The sequence below is a fragment of the Sulfitobacter profundi genome, from assembly GCF_042661425.1.
GTDB lineage: Bacteria > Pseudomonadota > Alphaproteobacteria > Rhodobacterales > Rhodobacteraceae > Sulfitobacter > Sulfitobacter profundi.
The window spans coordinates 2668327-2685589 of the sequence record NZ_JBHSWA010000001.1; the positions used below are offsets into that span (position 1 = coordinate 2668327).

Annotated in this window: 16 protein-coding genes and 1 pseudogene; 13 read left to right on the forward strand and 4 right to left on the reverse strand. The window is 59.9% G+C overall.

What is annotated here, in order from left to right; translation table 11 throughout:
* Nucleotides 1–2 precede the first annotated feature (2 nt).
* The 13 genes and pseudogenes from ACFQAU_RS13895 (at nt 3) to ACFQAU_RS13955 (ending at nt 12073) form a co-directional block, all read left to right on the forward strand.
* Nucleotides 3–137 carry a hypothetical protein gene (locus tag ACFQAU_RS13895; RefSeq protein ID WP_386282950.1) on the forward strand — a complete coding sequence of 45 codons (135 nt, stop codon included), beginning with the start codon at nt 3–5 and terminating at the stop codon, nt 135–137.
* Complete coding sequence (locus tag ACFQAU_RS13900; protein WP_386282953.1) at nt 113–376, forward strand: hypothetical protein; 264 nt, start codon at nt 113–115, stop codon at nt 374–376. The genes ACFQAU_RS13895 and ACFQAU_RS13900 overlap by 25 nt, the downstream gene beginning before the upstream one ends.
* 6 nt (nt 377–382) lie before the next feature.
* Entirely contained in the window at nt 383–1423 is a 1041-nt protein-coding gene (gene nuoH, locus ACFQAU_RS13905) for an NADH-quinone oxidoreductase subunit NuoH (protein WP_132444515.1), read from the forward strand.
* Between the two features lie 189 nt (nt 1424–1612).
* Entirely contained in the window at nt 1613–2107 is a 495-nt protein-coding gene (nuoI, locus tag ACFQAU_RS13910) for an NADH-quinone oxidoreductase subunit NuoI (RefSeq protein ID WP_067630640.1), read from the forward strand.
* Nucleotides 2104–2520, forward strand: coding sequence for a carboxymuconolactone decarboxylase family protein (locus ACFQAU_RS13915; protein WP_067630637.1), 417 nt, complete (start codon nt 2104–2106; stop codon nt 2518–2520). Before nuoI ends, ACFQAU_RS13915 begins: the two co-directional genes overlap by 4 nt.
* Nucleotides 2517–3119 carry an NADH-quinone oxidoreductase subunit J gene (locus ACFQAU_RS13920; RefSeq protein WP_067630634.1) on the forward strand — a complete coding sequence of 201 codons (603 nt, stop codon included), beginning with the start codon at nt 2517–2519 and terminating at the stop codon, nt 3117–3119. The genes ACFQAU_RS13915 and ACFQAU_RS13920 overlap by 4 nt, the downstream gene beginning before the upstream one ends.
* 258 nt (nt 3120–3377) lie before the next feature.
* A complete protein-coding gene (gene nuoK / locus ACFQAU_RS13925) occupies nt 3378–3683 on the forward strand; it encodes an NADH-quinone oxidoreductase subunit NuoK (protein ID WP_007119508.1) in 306 nt (101 codons plus the stop codon).
* Nucleotides 3684–3687: 4 nt separating this feature from the next.
* The gene (gene nuoL / locus ACFQAU_RS13930; protein WP_132444517.1) at nt 3688–5820 is read left to right on the forward strand and encodes an NADH-quinone oxidoreductase subunit L; all 2133 of its coding nucleotides are present in this window, start codon (nt 3688–3690) and stop codon (nt 5818–5820) included.
* Nucleotides 5820–7382, forward strand: coding sequence for an NADH-quinone oxidoreductase subunit M (locus ACFQAU_RS13935; protein ID WP_132444518.1), 1563 nt, complete (start codon nt 5820–5822; stop codon nt 7380–7382). Before nuoL ends, ACFQAU_RS13935 begins: the two co-directional genes overlap by 1 nt.
* Nucleotides 7383–7396: 14 nt before the next feature.
* On the forward strand, nt 7397–8842 hold the full coding sequence (nuoN, locus tag ACFQAU_RS13940; protein WP_132444519.1) for an NADH-quinone oxidoreductase subunit NuoN: 1446 nt from the start codon (nt 7397–7399) through the stop codon (nt 8840–8842).
* A 32-nt stretch (nt 8843–8874) separates the two neighbouring features.
* Nucleotides 8875–9606 (forward strand): biotin--[acetyl-CoA-carboxylase] ligase, encoded by a 732-nt coding sequence (locus tag ACFQAU_RS13945; protein WP_132444520.1) that lies wholly within the window; start codon nt 8875–8877, stop codon nt 9604–9606.
* Between the two features lie 22 nt (nt 9607–9628).
* Nucleotides 9629–10404, forward strand: a pseudogene (locus ACFQAU_RS13950) (type III pantothenate kinase).
* A gap of 1 nt (nt 10405) precedes the next feature.
* Complete coding sequence (locus tag ACFQAU_RS13955) at nt 10406–12073, forward strand: ribonuclease J (protein ID WP_067626618.1); 1668 nt, start codon at nt 10406–10408, stop codon at nt 12071–12073.
* On the opposite strand, the gene ACFQAU_RS13960 is transcribed toward ACFQAU_RS13955, so the two are convergent.
* The 4 genes from ACFQAU_RS13960 to ACFQAU_RS13975 all read right to left on the reverse strand — a co-directional run bounded on the left by ACFQAU_RS13960 (nt 12057) and on the right by ACFQAU_RS13975 (nt 17202).
* Nucleotides 12057–12719, reverse strand: coding sequence for a hypothetical protein (locus ACFQAU_RS13960; RefSeq protein WP_120351315.1), 663 nt, complete (start codon nt 12717–12719; stop codon nt 12057–12059). The two genes, ACFQAU_RS13955 and ACFQAU_RS13960, sit on opposite strands and share 17 nt — an antisense overlap.
* A gap of 101 nt (nt 12720–12820) precedes the next feature.
* Nucleotides 12821–14419 (reverse strand): DEAD/DEAH box helicase, encoded by a 1599-nt coding sequence (locus ACFQAU_RS13965; protein ID WP_132444521.1) that lies wholly within the window; start codon nt 14417–14419, stop codon nt 12821–12823.
* Between the two features lie 149 nt (nt 14420–14568).
* Nucleotides 14569–15504, reverse strand: a complete 936-nt coding sequence (locus ACFQAU_RS13970; protein WP_132444522.1) for a glycosyltransferase family 2 protein — start codon at nt 15502–15504, stop codon at nt 14569–14571.
* A 78-nt stretch (nt 15505–15582) separates the two neighbouring features.
* Entirely contained in the window at nt 15583–17202 is a 1620-nt protein-coding gene (locus ACFQAU_RS13975; RefSeq protein WP_132444569.1) for a peptide chain release factor 3, read from the reverse strand.
* Nucleotides 17203–17263: the final 61 nt, after the last annotated feature.

Genomic DNA, 17263 nt, shown 5'->3' on the forward strand with positions numbered 1-17263 from the left:
CCATGATGCTGGCCCCCTTGATGCTGCTGGCCGCCTGCGAACCGCAGGTGCCGGTGGCCGAGGATTTCATCCCCGACTACAAGGGGTGGAGACCCAGCTTTTGGATGGCGATTTGGTGCAGTTCAACGTGGCGATGACCAAGGCGTTATCGAACCAAGACGTGTCGGATTACGCCGAATGTGCTGCAGCGCAGTATACGCTGATCCGGGGCTACGGTTTTGCGCGACATGTGCGGACAAATGTCACTGAAGAGGGTGGCATATGGCGGGCAGATGCTGTTTACACAATCTCGCCGAGCCTGCCGAAAGGCTTGAAGACAATTGATGCCGAAGTGACCGCGTTTCAATGCGCGGAACGCGGTATTCCGACGGTGTGAGGACTTATGGCTGATTTCTTTTACAACACCTATCTGGGCATCGGCCTGCTGACGGTTGGGCAGGTGTTGCTGCTGGTGGTGCCGTTGCTGCTGGCGCTGGCCTTCCTCATGTATGCCGACCGCAAGATCTGGGCCGCCGTGATGATGCGCCGCGGCCCCAACGTCGTGGGCGTCTTCGGCCTGCTCCAGAGTTTTGCCGACTTTCTTAAATATATCGTTAAAGAAGTGGTGGTCCCGGCGGGCGCTGACAAGGGGGTCTTCTTCCTTGCGCCGATGATTTCCTTTGTCATGGCGATGATCGCTTGGGCGGTGATCCCTTTTAACGAAGGCTGGATCCTGTCGGACATCAACGTGGCCATCCTCTATGTCTTCGCCGTCTCCTCGCTTGAGGTTTACGGCGTGATCATGGGCGGTTGGGCGTCGAACTCGAAATACCCCTTCCTTGGTTCGCTGCGTTCTGCCGCGCAGATGATTTCTTACGAAGTGTCGATCGGCCTGATCATCATCGGCGTGATCCTCTCGACCGGTTCGATGAACTTCACGTCCATCGTGGCGGCGCAGGACGGCGACTGGGGTCTGTTCAACTGGTACTTCCTGCCGCACTTCCCGATGTTGATCTTGTTCTTCATCTCGGCGCTGGCGGAAACCAACCGCCCGCCGTTCGATCTGCCGGAAGCGGAATCGGAACTGGTGGCGGGCTATCAGGTGGAATATTCCTCCACGCCCTTCCTGCTCTTTATGATCGGCGAATTGGTGGCCGTGGTGCTGATGTGCGCGCTGGTATCGCTGATGTTCTTCGGTGGCTGGTTGTCTCCGGTGCCGTTCCTGCCCGATGGCTTCTTCTGGATGTTCATCAAGATGCTGATGGTCTTCTTCATGTTCGCCATGGTGAAGGCAATTACGCCGCGCTACCGCTATGACCAGCTGATGCGGCTGGGTTGGAAAGTCTTCCTGCCGTTCTCGCTGTTCTGGGTGGTCTTCGTGGCATTCGCTGCAAAATTCGATTGGTTCTGGGGCATCTACGCCCGTTGGACCGTAGGGGGCTAAATGTCTGTTTATGATATCTCGAAAGTTCTCGGTACGCAGACAGACGAAGATTTAGCGATCTTTTCGGCTGATATTGGGGGAAGCTGGGCATTATTGGTCAGCTTCAGGAAGATGGCTCTAAACTCGATGTGTTCGATATCGTCGAAGCCGTTAAGAACTTCGTTCAAGATCGCGAAGGGGAAGGGTAAAATGGCGACGACTGACTACACCCGCGCCGCGAAGTATTTCCTGCTGGCAGACTACGCCAAGGCGTTCATGCTGGGGATGCGCTATTTCTTTGCGCCGAAAACGACGCTGAACTACCCGCATGAAAAGGGGCCTCTGTCGCCCCGTTTCCGCGGCGAACACGCGCTGCGCCGTTATCCCAATGGCGAAGAGCGTTGCATCGCGTGCAAACTCTGCGAGGCGATCTGCCCCGCGCAGGCGATCACCATCGACGCCGAAGCACGCGAGGACGGCAGCCGCCGCACCACGCGCTATGACATCGACATGACCAAATGCATCTACTGCGGTTTCTGCCAAGAAGCCTGCCCAGTGGACGCCATTGTCGAAGGCCCGAACTTCGAATTCTCGACCGAGACCCGCGAAGAGCTGTATTACGACAAGGCCAAGCTTTTGGACAACGGCGAACGCTGGGAAGCCGAGATTGCCCGCAACCTTGAGATGGACGCACCTTACCGATGAGTGATCCCAAGAACCCTTTTGATGCGATGATGAAGCAGGCGCAGGAAATGGCGAAAGCCTTTCCAGCGATGGATGCTTTTTCGCCCAAAGGGTTCGAGGCGATGATGGGCACGATGCCGAAGGACATGATGGACTTCTGGTTCGGCGACACTGTGAACAAGGGCGGGCTGGACGCGCGGACGCGGCTGCTGCTTACCCTCGCGGGGCTGACCATGCAGGGCGCGCAGAATGATATGGCCCTCCGCCAGACCGTGCGCCACGCACGTGAGGCGGGAGCCACCAAACAACATATCGTCGAGACGATTAGCCAGATGTCGGTCTTTGCCGGGCTGCCGGCGATGACCCGGGCGCTGGAACTGGCGCAGTCGGTTCTTGACGAAGAAAAAGATACCAAGAAGGAAGACGGCGCATGACGGTCTTTTCATTTTACCTCTTCGCGATCAGCGTCATCACCGGCGGACTGTTCACGGTGATCAGCCGCAATCCGGTGCATTCGGTGCTCTGGCTGATCCTGTCCTTCCTCTCGGCGGCGGGGCTTTTCGTGCTGCTGGGGGCGGAGTTCGTGGCGATGCTGCTGGTCATCGTTTACGTCGGCGCGGTGGCGGTGCTGTTCCTCTTCGTCGTGATGATGCTCGACGTGGACTTCGCTGAGCTGAAGGCCGAAATGGCGCGCTATATGCCGCTGGCGCTGCTGATCGCTTTGGTGATCTTGATGCAGTTCGTCATGGCCTTTGGCGCATGGGAGCAGAGTGCAGCGGCCGAGAGCCTGCGGGCCAATGCGATCGATCCGGCGCGGTTCAATACCGAAGCGCTTGGGCTACTGCTCTATGATCGCTACTTCCTGCTGTTCCAACTGGCGGGCCTGATCCTGCTGGTGGCGATGATCGGGGCAATTGTGCTGACTCTGCGGCACCGCAAGGACGTGAAACGCCAAGACGTGGTGGCGCAGATGATGCGCGACCCGGCCAAGGCGATGGAACTGCGCGACGTGAAGTCTGGGCAGGGCCTGTAAACACCGGAATTTTTAAAATTCCGTAGCCGTTTTCTTTGAATGAAAACGACTGAACCAAAGAGAAAAGGGACGTCGAAATGTCGAGAACAACAATCGTGGTACTGGTCGTGGTGTTGATCGTCGTGTTTTTCGGTGGCCGCAGCTTTATCGGCTAAAGCCTCGGCAATCCCGGTGGCAGCCGGGGCAAAGTGATACTAAAAGCCCCATCAAATGGGGCGCGACCAAAGCCCATCAAAGGGCGGGAACGTAAGGGACGACATGATCGGACTTGAGCATTACCTGACAGTGGCGGCGACGCTGTTTGTCATCGGCATCTTCGGGCTATTCCTGAACCGCAAGAACGTGATCATCTTGCTGATGAGCATCGAATTGATGCTGCTCGCGGTGAACATCAACCTCGTTGCCTTCTCCAGTTTCCTTGGTGATTTGACGGGGCAGGTGTTCACACTCTTCGTGCTCACCGTCGCTGCGGCGGAGGCTGCCATCGGCCTCGCCATTCTGGTCTGTTTCTTCCGCAACCGTGGCTCGATCGCGGTGGAAGATGTCAACGTGATGAAGGGCTGAGGCAATGGAAACCACGATCCTATTCGCCCCGCTTGTGGGTGCCATCCTCTGCGGTTTCGGCTGGAAGATCATTGGTGAGAAGGCCGCCCAGTGGACCGCCACGGGGCTGCTGTTCCTTGCCGCCTTCCTCTCTTGGGTGGTGTTCCTGACGCTGGACGGTCCGACCGAGCAAATCCAGATCCTGCGCTTTATCGAGAGCGGCACGCTGAGCACCGATTGGGCGATCCGCATGGACCGTTTGACCGCGCTGATGCTGATCGTCATCACCACGGTATCGAGCCTCGTTCACCTCTACTCCTTCGGCTACATGGCCCACGATGAGAACTTCCGCGATAACGAGAGCTATCGCCCCCGGTTCTTCGCCTATCTGTCGTTCTTTACCTTCGCGATGTTGATGCTGGTCACAGCCGACAACCTCGTGCAGATGTTCTTTGGTTGGGAGGGCGTCGGTGTCGCCTCCTACCTGCTGATCGGTTTCTACTTCCGCAAGCCGTCGGCCAATGCCGCCGCGATGAAAGCCTTTGTCGTCAACCGGGTGGGGGACTTTGCTTTCCTGCTGGGCATCTTCGGCCTCTATATGCTGACGGACTCGATCCGCTTTGATGATATCTTTGCCGCAGCGCCCGACTTGGCTGAGCAGACGGTGACTTTCCTATGGAACGATTGGAACGCGGCAAACCTGATCGCCTTCCTGCTGTTCCTCGGGGCGATGGGTAAATCGGCGCAACTGTTCCTGCACACATGGCTTCCCGACGCGATGGAAGGCCCGACCCCGGTGTCGGCGCTGATCCACGCGGCGACCATGGTGACCGCGGGTGTTTTCCTTGTCTGCCGCATGTCGCCGGTGATGGAATTCGCACCCGAAGCGATGGCCTTTGTCACGGTGATCGGCGCGACGACCGCCTTTGTCGCGGCGACCATCGGCCTTGTGCAAACCGACATCAAACGTGTGATTGCCTATTCGACCATGTCACAGCTTGGCTATATGTTCGTGGCGGCGGGCGTCGGCATGTATTCGGCGGCGATGTTCCACCTGTTCACCCACGCCTTCTTTAAGGCGATGCTGTTCTTGGGCGCGGGCTCGGTCATTCACGCGATGCACCATGAGCAAGACATGACCAACTACGGCGGTCTGCGTAAGAAAATCCCCTATACCTTCTGGGCGATGATGATCGGCACGTTGGCGATCACCGGTGTTGGCATCCCGCTGACGCATATCGGTTTCGCGGGCTTCCTGTCGAAAGACGCGATCATCGAAAGCGCTTGGGGCGGTGGGTCAATGTATGGCTTCTGGATGTTGGTGATCGCCGCGGCGATGACGAGCTTCTACAGCTGGCGCCTGATTTTCCTCACGTTCTTCGGAAAACCGCGTGGCAACAAGCACACGCATGAGCACGCCCACGAGAGCCCGATGGTCATGCTGATCCCGCTTGGCGTTCTGGCGCTCGGCTCGGTCTTTGCTGGGATGGTTTGGTACGGCAGCTTCTTTGGCCATGCAGATCAGGTTGGCAAATTCTACGGCATCCCGATGGCTGAAATGGCCGAAGGCGGCGACGCCCATGTCGAAGGGGCCGAGGATGACCACGGTGCCACCGGCCCGGTCGACGGCGATCACGGGGCCGATGCTTTGGTCGAAGGCCAGCAGGACGCGGGCGCGCATCACGAAGCCTTTGGCGGTGCACCGGGTGAGGGGGCGCTTTACTTTGCGCCCGACAACCACGTGCTGGATGACGCGCACGCCGCCCCGACTTGGGTTAAGGTCTCGCCCTTTATCGCGATGCTGGCCGGTCTGGTCATGGCCCTGTGGTTCTATATCTGGAGCCCGACCGTCCCGGGACGTTTGGCGGCAAACCAACGCCCGCTTTACCTGTTCCTGAAAAACAAATGGTACTTTGATGAGGTTTACGACGTGATTTTCGTGCGTCCCGCCAAAACGATCGGCCGGTTCCTGTGGAAACGCGGCGATGGCACTGTGATCGACGGCACGCTCAATGGCGTCGCCATGGGGATCATCCCCTTCTTCACCCGCCTCGCGGGTAAGGCACAGACGGGCTATATCTTCACCTATGCCTTCGCCATGGTGATCGGCATCGCCGTTCTGGTGACATGGATGACGATGAGCGGAGGAGCGAACTGATGGATACGCATCTGCTTTCAATCATCACATTCATTCCGGCCTTCGCTGCACTGATCCTCGCGGTCTTCCTGCGGGGCGACGATGCCGCTGCCGGGCGCAACGCGAAATGGCTGGCCTTCATCACCACGACGGTCACCTTCCTGATCTCGCTTTTTGTGCTCTTTGACTTTGACCCGTCCAACACCGACTTCCAATTCGTGGATGAGGCCGACTGGCTGCTGGGGCTGAAGTATCGCCTCGGCGTCGATGGTATCTCCATCCTCTTCGTGATGCTGACCACCTTCATGATGCCGCTGGTTATCGCGGCAAGCTGGAATGTTGAGCACCGCGTCAAGGAATACATGATCGCCTTCCTGCTCTTGGAAACGCTGATGCTCGGCGTGTTCATGGCGCTGGATCTGGTGCTCTTTTACCTCTTCTTTGAGGCGGGTCTGATCCCGATGTTCCTGATCATCGGCATCTGGGGCGGGAAAGAGCGTATCTACGCGAGCTTCAAGTTCTTCCTCTATACCTTCCTCGGCTCGGTGCTGATGCTGGTGGCGATGGTCGCGATGTTCACTGAGGCGGGCACGACCTGCATCGGCGGCTGCGAGATCAGCCTGCTGACCCACAACTTCGGCTCCGAGAGCTTTGAGCTGCTGGGGATTCAGATCGTCGGCGGCATGCAGACACTGATGTTCCTCGCCTTCTTTGCCAGCTTCGCGGTCAAGATGCCGATGTGGCCAGTGCACACATGGCTGCCCGACGCACACGTTCAGGCCCCGACGGCGGGTTCTGTGGTGCTGGCGGCGATCCTGCTGAAAATGGGCGGCTACGGCTTCCTGCGCTTCAGCTTGCCGATGTTCCCCGTCGGGTCCGAGGTGATGACGCCGCTGATCCTGTGGATGTCGGCCATTGCCATCGTCTATACCTCGCTAGTGGCGCTGGTGCAGCAGGACATGAAAAAGCTGATCGCCTATTCCTCGGTCGCACACATGGGTTTCGTGACCATGGGCATCTTTGCGGCGAACCAGCAGGGGATTGATGGCGCGATTTTCCAGATGATCAGCCACGGCTTCATCTCTGGCGCGCTCTTCCTCAGCGTTGGCGTGATCTATGACCGGATGCACACCCGTGACATTGACGCCTATGGCGGTCTGGTGAACCGGATGCCGGCCTATGCACTGGTCTTTATGTTCTTCACCATGGCGAACGTGGGCCTGCCGGGCACATCCGGTTTCGTGGGGGAATTCCTGACGCTGATGGCGACCTTCCAAGTGAACACTTGGGTGGCGGCAGTGGCGACCACGGGCGTGATCTTTTCGGCGGCCTACGCGCTGTGGCTCTATCGCCGCGTGGTGATGGGCGACCTGATCAAAGAAAGCCTCAAGGCGATCACCGACATGACCGCACGTGAGAAATGGATCATTGCGCCGCTGGTAGCGATGACCCTGATCCTGGGCGTCTATCCGGCGCTGGTGCTGGATATGATCGGGCCGTCGGTGGCTGCTCTCGTTGACAATTACGACATGGCGCTGGAGGCGGCTGATACCGCTGTGCAGACCGCCGATGCCTCGCATTAAGAAGGACTTGGCGCATGATATCCGCTGATCTGAACATCATTCTGCCCGAGATCGTCCTTGCGGGGTTTGCCCTGCTTGGCCTTCTTGGCGCGGTCTATACGTCGAAAGACAAGGCCGCCGGGGTGCTCGTCTGGGTGACCGCGGTGGTGATGGTGCTGCTGGCAGCTTGGGTGGCCATGTCCGGCGACGGCACCACCAACATCGCCTTCCATGGCATGTTCATCGACGACAGCTTTGCGCGCTTTGCCAAAGTGGCGATCCTGCTCTCGGCGGCGGCTGTCTTGGTCATGTCCGAAAGCTATATGAAACTGCGCGGGTTGCTGCGGTTTGAATATCCGATGCTGGTGGCCTTGGCTGTTGTCGGCATGATGATGATGGTCAGCGCAGGCGACCTGATGGCGCTCTACATGGGGTTGGAGCTGCAATCGCTAGCGCTCTATGTCGTGGCCTCGCTGCGCCGCGACTCGGTCAAATCCACAGAGGCGGGCCTCAAGTATTTCGTGCTCGGCGCGCTTAGCTCGGGGCTGCTCCTCTATGGTGCGTCGCTCGTCTATGGCTACGCCGGGACCACGCTTTTCGCGGGCATCATCACCACGGCGCAAACCGGCGGCACCTCGCTCGGGCTGCTCTTTGGTCTGGTTTTCCTGATCTCGGGCCTTGCCTTCAAAGTTTCCGCCGTGCCGTTCCACATGTGGACACCGGACGTATACGAAGGGGCGCCCACCCCGATCGCGGCTTTCTTTGCTACAGCGCCAAAAGTCGCCGCCATGGGCCTGTTCGCACGGGTCATGCATGACGCCTTTGGCCAGATCGTCAGCGATTGGAGCCAGATCGTGGCGCTGCTGTCGGTACTGTCCATGTTCTTTGGCTCTGTCGCCGCGATTGGTCAGACCAACATCAAGCGTCTGATGGCCTTTTCGTCGATTGCCCACATGGGCTATGCGCTGATGGGCTTGGCTGCGGGCACGGCCTTTGGCGTGCAGGCGATGCTGGTCTATATGGCGATCTATGTGACGATGAACCTCGGAACCTTCGCCTTTATTCTGCTGATGCAGAAAGACGGCGCGCCGGTGACCGATATCACCCTGCTCAATATGTATGCCAAGACCAATCCGGGCCGGGCGCTGGCGATGCTGGTGCTGCTGTTCAGCCTGGCGGGCGTGCCGCCGATGCTGGGTTTCTTCGGCAAGTTCTATGTGCTGCGCGCGGCGTATGAGGCCAATATGGCATGGCTCGCCGTGGCGGGCGTGATCGCTAGTGTGATCGGTGCGTACTACTACCTGCGGATCGTCTTTTACATGTACTTCGGCGAAGAGCGCTCTGACACGCTGGATCATCAGAACGGCGGCGTGCTGACCGTGGTGTTGATGGCCTCAGCTGTAATCATGATCGTCGGCATCGCGAATATGTTCGGTGTCGAGGGCATGGCCGCCTCGGCCGCGGCGTCGCTGGTGAACTGAGCGGTGCGGCGGACGATCGCCCGGACCAGCGCATGAGCCACTGGCCGGAAGGCTATGGCCGGCGCGTCTATGACACGCTCGATTCCACCCTTTCAGAGGCGGCGCGGTTACAGCAAGAGCTGACCGCGCCGACTTGGATTCTCGCACTGGAGCAAACCGCCGCCCGGGGCCGCCGGGGCCGCAGTTGGACCACGCCGCGCGGCAATTTCGCGGCCACACTGATGATGCCGCGCAAAGAGCCGCCCGGCGTCGCCGCGCTGCGGTCCTTCGTGACCTCGCTGGCACTTTACCGCTCTTTCGTCGGGGTGACCGGGCGCGAGGATGCCTTTGCCCTAAAATGGCCGAACGATGTGCTTTTGCGGGGCGGCAAGGTGGCGGGTATCCTGCTCGAAAGTGTGGGCGACCATCTGGCCATCGGCATCGGCGTGAACCTTGCCCATGGGCCCGAGGCCAGCACGCTGGAAGCCCGCGCCCTGCCAGCGGTGACACTGCGTGAGGCGGGGGGCAATGTGAGCGCCGAGGATTTTCTCGACGTGCTTGCGCGGGAATATGCCGGTCTCGAAGAGCAGTTCACGACCTATGGTTTCAGCACAATCCGCAGCGCATGGCTCGCCCATGCCGCGCGGCTCGGAGAGGTCATCACCGCCCGCACCATGCGCGATGAGATCACCGGCGTTTTCGAAGATGTAGACGGCGCAGGCAATCTGATCTTGGGCACCCGCGACGGCGCGGTGCCCATCACCGCAGCGGATGTGTTTTTCTAAAATCTGGGGGAGGGGAGGCACCATGCTTCTGGCAATCGACTGCGGCAATACCAATACCGTGTTCTCTATCTGGGACGGGGAAGAGTTTATCGCCACTTGGCGCACCTCGACCGAATGGAAACGCACGGCGGATCAATATTACGTCTGGCTTAACACGCTGATGCGGCTGCAAAATATTGACGCTGACATCACCGATATGATCATCAGCTCAACCGTGCCACGGGTGGTGTTCAACCTGCGCGTTCTGGCGGATCGCTACTTTCACACGCGCCCTTTCGTGGTGGGCAAACCCGGTTGCGCGCTGCCCATCGACGTGCGCGTGGACGCGGGCACGCAGGTCGGGCCCGACCGTTTGGTGAACACCGTGGCAGGCTATGACCTTTATGGCGGTGACCTGATCGTGGTGGACTTCGGCACTGCCACGACCTTTGACGTGGTGGCCGATGATGGGGCTTATATCGGCGGCGTGATCGCGCCGGGGGTGAATCTCAGCCTAGAGGCGCTGCATAGCGCCGCCGCGGCCTTGCCGCATGTCGATATTTCCAAACCGCCGCATGTCATCGGCACCAATACGGTGGCCTGCATGCAGTCTGGTGTCTTTTGGGGTTATGTCGGACTGGTTCGTGAGATATGTGAGCGCATAAGGGCGGAACGTGCAAGACCCATGCGCGTTATCGCCACGGGGGTCTGGCACCGCTGTTTCAGCAGGCAGTCGACCTGTTCGATGATTATCAAGATGAACTCACGATGCACGGCCTGACCGTGATCCACGATTATAATAAGGACAAAGCTGAATAATATGAGCAGCGAACGATTTATCTATCTGCCCCTCGGTGGGGCGGGTGAAATTGGCATGAACGCCTATGTCTACGGTTACGGCAAGCCCGGTAAAGAACGGCTGATCGTCGTCGACATCGGTGTGGCCTTTCCGGACATGGACAGCACGCCGGGCGTGGACCTGATCCTGCCCGACATCTCTTGGCTGAAGAAGCGTCGCGATCAGATCGAAGCGATCTTTATCACCCACGCCCACGAAGACCACATCGGCGCCATCGCGCATTCCTACGAGGTGCTGAAAGCGCCGATCTATGCGCGCGCCTTTACCGCCAATATCGCCCGTCGGAAGATGTCTGAACACGGCCACCCCGAAGATGCGGTCACCACGGTAAGCGCATGGCCAGAGCAGATCACCGCAGGCCCGTTCAAAGTGGGCTTCCTGCCGATCTCGCATTCGATTCCTGAATCCTCGGCCATGGTCATCGACACGCCCGAGGGGCGCACGATCCACTCCGGCGACTTCAAGATCGACCGCACGCCCGGCGTCGGCGAAGCCTTCGACGACGCACTCTGGGCAGAGGTCTGCAAGGACGGCGTGAATGCGCTGATCTGCGACAGCACCAATGTCTTCTCCGCTCATCCCGGCCGCTCGGAAGCGACCGTTGGGCCGGAGATCGAAAAGCTGGTGAGCAGTGCCGAGGGCATGGTCGTCGCCACGACCTTTGCCTCCAACGTGGCGCGGGTCAAAACGCTGGCAGAGGCGGGCGCACGGGCAGGGCGGTCGATCGTTCTGCTGGGTCGTGCGATGAACCGCATGGTCGAAGCCTCGATCCAGACCGGTGTGATGACAGACTTTCCGCCTGTCATCTCTCCCGAAAATGCCCGGGCGATTCCGCGCGAGAACCTGATGCTGCTGGTCACCGGCAGCCAAGGTGAACGCCGCGCGGCCTCTGCGCAACTGGCACGGGGGAAGTATCAGGGCATCGAGTTGAAAGAGGGCGATCTGTTCCTCTTTTCGTCGAAGACCATCCCGGGCAATGAGCGCGGCGTGATCGGCATCATCAACCAGTTCTCTGAAAAGGGTGTGGATGTGGTGGATGATTCCTCGGGCCTCTACCACGTGTCGGGCCACGCGAACCGCCCTGACCTTGAGACGCTGCATGCGATCGTCAAACCGCAGGTTCTGATCCCCATGCACGGCGAGCACCGTCACCTGCGCGAGCATGTGAAGATTGCCAATGCCAAGGGCATCACCGGCGTGTTGGCCGTGAACGGTATGATGATCGACCTGTCGGGCAACAAGCCCAAGGTGGTTGAACATGTCGACACGGGCCGCATGTATCTGGACGGGTCGGTTCAAGTCGGCGCGCTGGATGGTGTGATCCGCGACCGTATCCGCATGGCGCTGAACGGCCATGCCACCGTGACCATGATTTTGGATGCGGATGATGAGCCCTTGGGCGAGCCTTGGGTTGATCTGATGGGTCTGCCGGAGACAGGCCGGTCCAATGCACCGCTTGTGGATGTGCTGGAACAAGACCTCAGCCAGTGGCTGAACCGTCAGAAAGCCGCCACCCTGCGGGATGACGACAAGCTGAACGACGGTCTGAAAAAGGTCGCACGTCAGTCGTCTTACGACGAAATCGGCAAGAAACCCGAAGTCACCGTGGTGGTCAGCCGTCTGAGCTGACCTCCTCCCCACCGCTGCACATATAGACCGCGCCGCCCACTGCGACCACGCTTACCCCCGTGGCCGCAAGGGCGGCGGGGGTCGATAGCGCGGTGGCCAGCGTCGTGCCTGTAGTCGCCAGATTGGCGCTCAGTGCAGATGCCCCTCCCGTCAAAATGAAGGCCCCGGATTTATGCGCCACGGCGCGTAGGTTGTCCGGCTGGCTGATGGTGTCGACCGCGGATCGTGCGATGTTCTTGCTGATCTCGACGGTCTCTTCCTTGGTGGTGTTCACCCGTTCGCAAAAGGTCTTTTTGCAATAGCCGCGATAGTTCCGCGCGCCGGGGATCAGGAAATGCCCATCCTCGGGCGTGGCGGTCAGGCAGTAGCCGTCGATCTGGTCGAGCGGCACAGTGGTGGCAAGGTAGTCGAACAGCACCCCGCTGTCACAGGCGGGTGGGGCGCCCCAAAGGCTGCTCCATTTCCGCGCGGGCCAATTTATCAGCCGTTCGCGGGCGCCGACTTCCTCGGCGAAATTGGCGAAATTCTCGGCCTCTACGACAACTTCGGCGCCGTTGACCTCGGCCCGGCAGCGTTCGGCGCTGGCGGGGGCAGAGATAAGGGCGGTCAGGGCAAGGGTGAGGGCGAAGAGAGCAGGGCGCAGCATGATGGTCCTATCTGAGAGGTTTCCCCTCACATAGCACAGACGAAAAAGCCGCCAATCCCGGCAGGGATCAGCGGCGAATTCATGCCCGCGTGGGGCTGGTTTCAGATGCGCTCGCGGAAGCTTAGGCCGATGAAGTCAGGCGTATGATCGCCCAGCCCGACGACGCGGTTGTCATTGCCACCGCGTTTGTCATTCCGGCCCCGACCACGCGAAGGTTTGTCATTGTTGCCGCCGCGCTGAGATTTGCGCCCGCCCTGCGCGCTTTCGGCTTCGCGCTCTGGGGCCACATCGGCTTTGGCATCTTTCGGTGCCTCGGCCTGCGGTTGCTTGGCCTCATTGGAGGTCTCAACGGGTTTGTCCGTCTGAGGCTTATCCATCTGGGGCTTATCCGTTTGGCGCCTATCCGATTGGCGCTCGTCGGCCTGCGGTTGCTCAGCCTGTGGCTTGTCTGCCTGTGGTTTGTCCGACTTACGGCTGCGCGACCGGGTGCGCTTGGGCTTGTCATCGGTCTTGGCCGGGGCGTCAGACGCTTCTTCTGCTGGTTTGGCGTTGCCAAGCGGGTTCTCGATGCGCGGAATTTCCTTTTGCACCAGACGCTCGACGTCTTCAAAGTTCTTGTCGTCGCGGGGCTGGCAGATCATGATCGCCTTGCCGTCGCGGCCCGCACGGCCGGTGCGGCCAATACGGTGAACGTAGTCCTCGGCGTGGCTGGGCACATCGAAGTTGAAGACATGGCTTACGCTTGGCACATCAAGCCCGCGCGCGGCAACGTCTGAGGCTACGAGGAAACGCAGCTCGCCATTACGGAAGCCTTCGAGCGTCTTGGTCCGCTGGCTTTGGTCAAGATCGCCGTGGATCGGGGCGGCGTCATAGCCGTATTTCTTCAATGACTTAGCAACGGTATCCACGTCCATCTTGCGGTTGCAGAAGATGATCGCATTGGTGCATTTCTCGCCTTCGGCGTCGATCAGCAGACGCAGCAGCTTGCGCTTCTCGGTGGCTTCACGGTCCTTGCGCGAGGCTTTGAACATGACAACGCCCTGTTCGATCGTCTCGCTCGTGGTGGCCTGACGTGCCACTTCGATCCGCTCAGGATTGCTGAGGAAAGTGTTGGTGATCCGCTCAATCTCGGGCGCCATGGTGGCCGAGAAGAACAGCGTCTGACGGGTGAAGGGCGTGAGGCCGAAGATCCGTTCGATATCGGGGATGAACCCCATGTCGAGCATCCGGTCGGCTTCGTCCACGACCATGACTTTCACGTCCGAGAGGATCAGCTTGCCCCGCTCGAAATGATCGAGCAGGCGGCCCGGTGTGGCGATCAGCACGTCGACGCCTTTGTCGATCAGCTTGTCTTGCTCCTTAAAGCTCACGCCGCCGATCAGCAGCGCTTTGGTGAGCTTGAGGTGCTTGGAATAGGTGTCAAAGTTCTCGGCCACCTGTGCGGCCAATTCCCGGGTGGGGCAAAGCACGAGGCTGCGCGGCATCCGCGCACGAGCGCGGCCCCGGGCGAGCAGCGACAGCATCGGCAGCGTGAAGCTGGCGGTCTTGCCGGTGCCGGTCTGGGCGATTCCCAAGACGTCGCGGCCTTCGAGAGCAGGGGGAATAGCGCCCGCCTGAATAGGTGTGGGCGATTCGTAGCCAGCCTCTACAACAGCTTTGAGGACCTTGGCATTCAGGTTTAGATCGGTAAATTTTGTCATGTGCGTCCGGGTTGAGCGGACACTGACTTGGCCCGCGGCAGCAATACAAGCCGGCCCGAATGGCCCAAGGGGCGGCATATGCCGCGGCATGTTGCGAAAGCGCATAGCAAGTTGCGGCCCAGCCGTCAAACACTTGACCTCTCAGGCGCTTAACTTGCGAAATGGCGCGACACCTTTGCATCAAGGTCGAGATCGGCAAGGCGCAGCAATCCCTCCGCCTTTAGGGTCGCGCGCAACTCGGGGGTGTCGGCGCAGACCTCATTGAAAAAGGCGCGCAATCCCGCCTCGCCCCCTTCGGCTTCGATCATGGAAAAAAGCTCATGCATCGACAGCCCACCGCGATCACGGGGCCGGTTGGGGGCGAGATCGGAACGGTAAGAGCCTTTTTCCAGCCGGTAGCGATAGGCGGCCAGCCAGTCGGGCCAGCTTTTCGCGTGCAGATGCGCCAGATCAATGCCGGGCTGCTGCTCTGGCCCCTCAATCATCGCGTCATTCTGAAAAGCGTTGTGTATTTGAAGGCGAACGTCGGCCATCCCGGTGCGGACAAAGACCTTTCCGGCCAAATGGCTCAAGAATCCCCCTTTGACGTATTCGCCATAGGTTGGATAAAGCTCCGACACGATCTGCGCCCTCTGCGGGCCGTTTGGAATGAAGGATTTGAAGGCTGTCGCATCGCCTGCCAAAGCCTCCATCGGGCGGATGCGGGCGATCTTTTGCGCCGCGGGCAGGGCGGCGAGCACCTCTCCCACAGGGCGCTCGGCAACAAGGAATTCGTCCACATCCATATGGATCAGCCAATCCACATCATCCGCGCGGTTATAGGCGCGGGTGGCGTTCTGGCTTTGGCGGACCTGATGCTTTTGCGGGCGTTTGCCACAGAGCTTTTGCCAATAGGCATCATCGCAGGTGACGACGCGGATCTTGGGGTGGGCTTTCAAACTGTCGAAAGCCTCTGGCTTCTCAGCGTCGAGAAATAGATAGAGCCGATGCGCACCTGCCTCAAGATGGTAGGCGGCAAAGCGTCTAATCTCGTCAGCGGGGGCCAAAATTGTGGCAACCAGCCCCCATTTCGTCGTCGTCGTCATCGCGTCTCCCCGGTTGGGTCCAGAATGCCATGATTGCGCGCGAAATCAAGGCTTACGACCCATAGCGGAGAGGCTAATTCAGACCATCATTTCCTTGGTCGCGGTAAGTTTCACGTCCGGGTAATCGCGCTCAACCCGGTCGATGTCCCATTGCAGGCGGGTTAGGTATACGATGTCGCCGTCGTGGTCATGAGCGATGTGCTGTTTGTTGCTTTCGGTAAACTTATCAACGGCTTGTTTCGTGCCATTCACCCAGCGAGCCGAGGTGAATTGCGACGGCTCGAACCGCACCGGCAGGCCGTATTCCAACTCGATCCGGCTGGCGAGCACTTCGAACTGCAACTGGCCCACAACGCCCACGACAAAACCCGAGCCGATGGAGGGTTTGAACACTTTCGCGGCACCTTCTTCGGCAAATTGCATCAGCGCTTTCTCAAGGTGTTTCGCTTTCAGCGGATCGCCCGCGCGGACCGATTGCAGCAATTCGGGCGCGAAGGAGGGGATACCGCTGACGCGCAGCGCTTCGCCTTGGGTCAGCGTGTCGCCGATGCGCAGCTGCCCGTGGTTGGGGATGCCGATGATGTCACCGGCCCAAGCCTCTTCGGCCAATTCGCGGTCTGAGGCCAAAAACATTACCGGGTTGGAAATCGTCATCGGCTTCTTGGTGCGGACATGGGTCATTTTCATGCCGCGCTCGAAATGCCCCGAGGCAAGGCGCACAAAGGCGACCCGGTCGCGGTGTTTGGGGTCCATGTTGGCCTGCACCTTAAAGACAAAGCCCGCGACCTTGGTTTCTTCGGGCAAAATCTGACGTGGCGTGGCGGCTTGGATTTGCGGCTCTGGCCCGTATTTGGCGATGCCTTCCATGAGTTCACGCACCCCGAAAGAGTTGATCGCAGAGCCGAACCAGATCGGCGTCAGCGTGCCTTCGTGCATCGCTTTGAGGTCCAAGGGCGGCAGCAATTCGCGCGCCATCTCAAGGTCTTCGCGCAGCTTTTCCAGCAGGGCGGCGGGGACGTGTTCGGCCAGCTTGGGGTCGTCCAACCCTTCGATTTTGATGCTGTCGGCCACGCGGTTCCGGTCGGCGCGGTCCATCAGTTCCAGACGGTCGCGCAGCATGTCATAGCAGCCCACGAAATCGCGGCCCACACCGATGGGCCAGCTTGCGGGCGTCACGTCGATGGCGAGGTTTTCTTGGATTTCGTCAATGATCTCAAAGGTGTCGCGGCTTTCGCGGTCCATTTTGTTACAGAAGGTCAGGATCGGCAGGTCGCGCATCCGGCAGACTTCGAACAGCTTCTGCGTCTGGCTTTCCACACCCTTGGCCCCATCGATCACCATCACGGCGGCATCCACCGCCGTCAGCGTACGGTAGGTATCCTCCGAAAAGTCCGAGTGGCCCGGCGTGTCGACGAGGTTGAAGCGGTAGTTGGTGTCACCGCTGTGGAAATCGAACGACATGGCCGAGGCCGAGACCGAAATGCCCCGGTCCTTTTCCATCGCCATGAAGTCCGACCGCGTGCGCCGCGCTTCGCCCTTGGCGCGCACTTGGCCAGCCATCTGAATGGCCCCACCGAACAGCAGGAACTTTTCAGTCAGCGTGGTCTTGCCCGCGTCAGGGTGGCTGATGATCGCAAAGGTGCGACGACGCGCGATCTCGGCGGGCAGGGCGGGGCGGTTTTGCGGCGTGTCCAACATCCGCCCCATATAGGCTGCGCCGTGGCCGGGCGCAATCTGGGCATTGCTGCGAATCGACCGT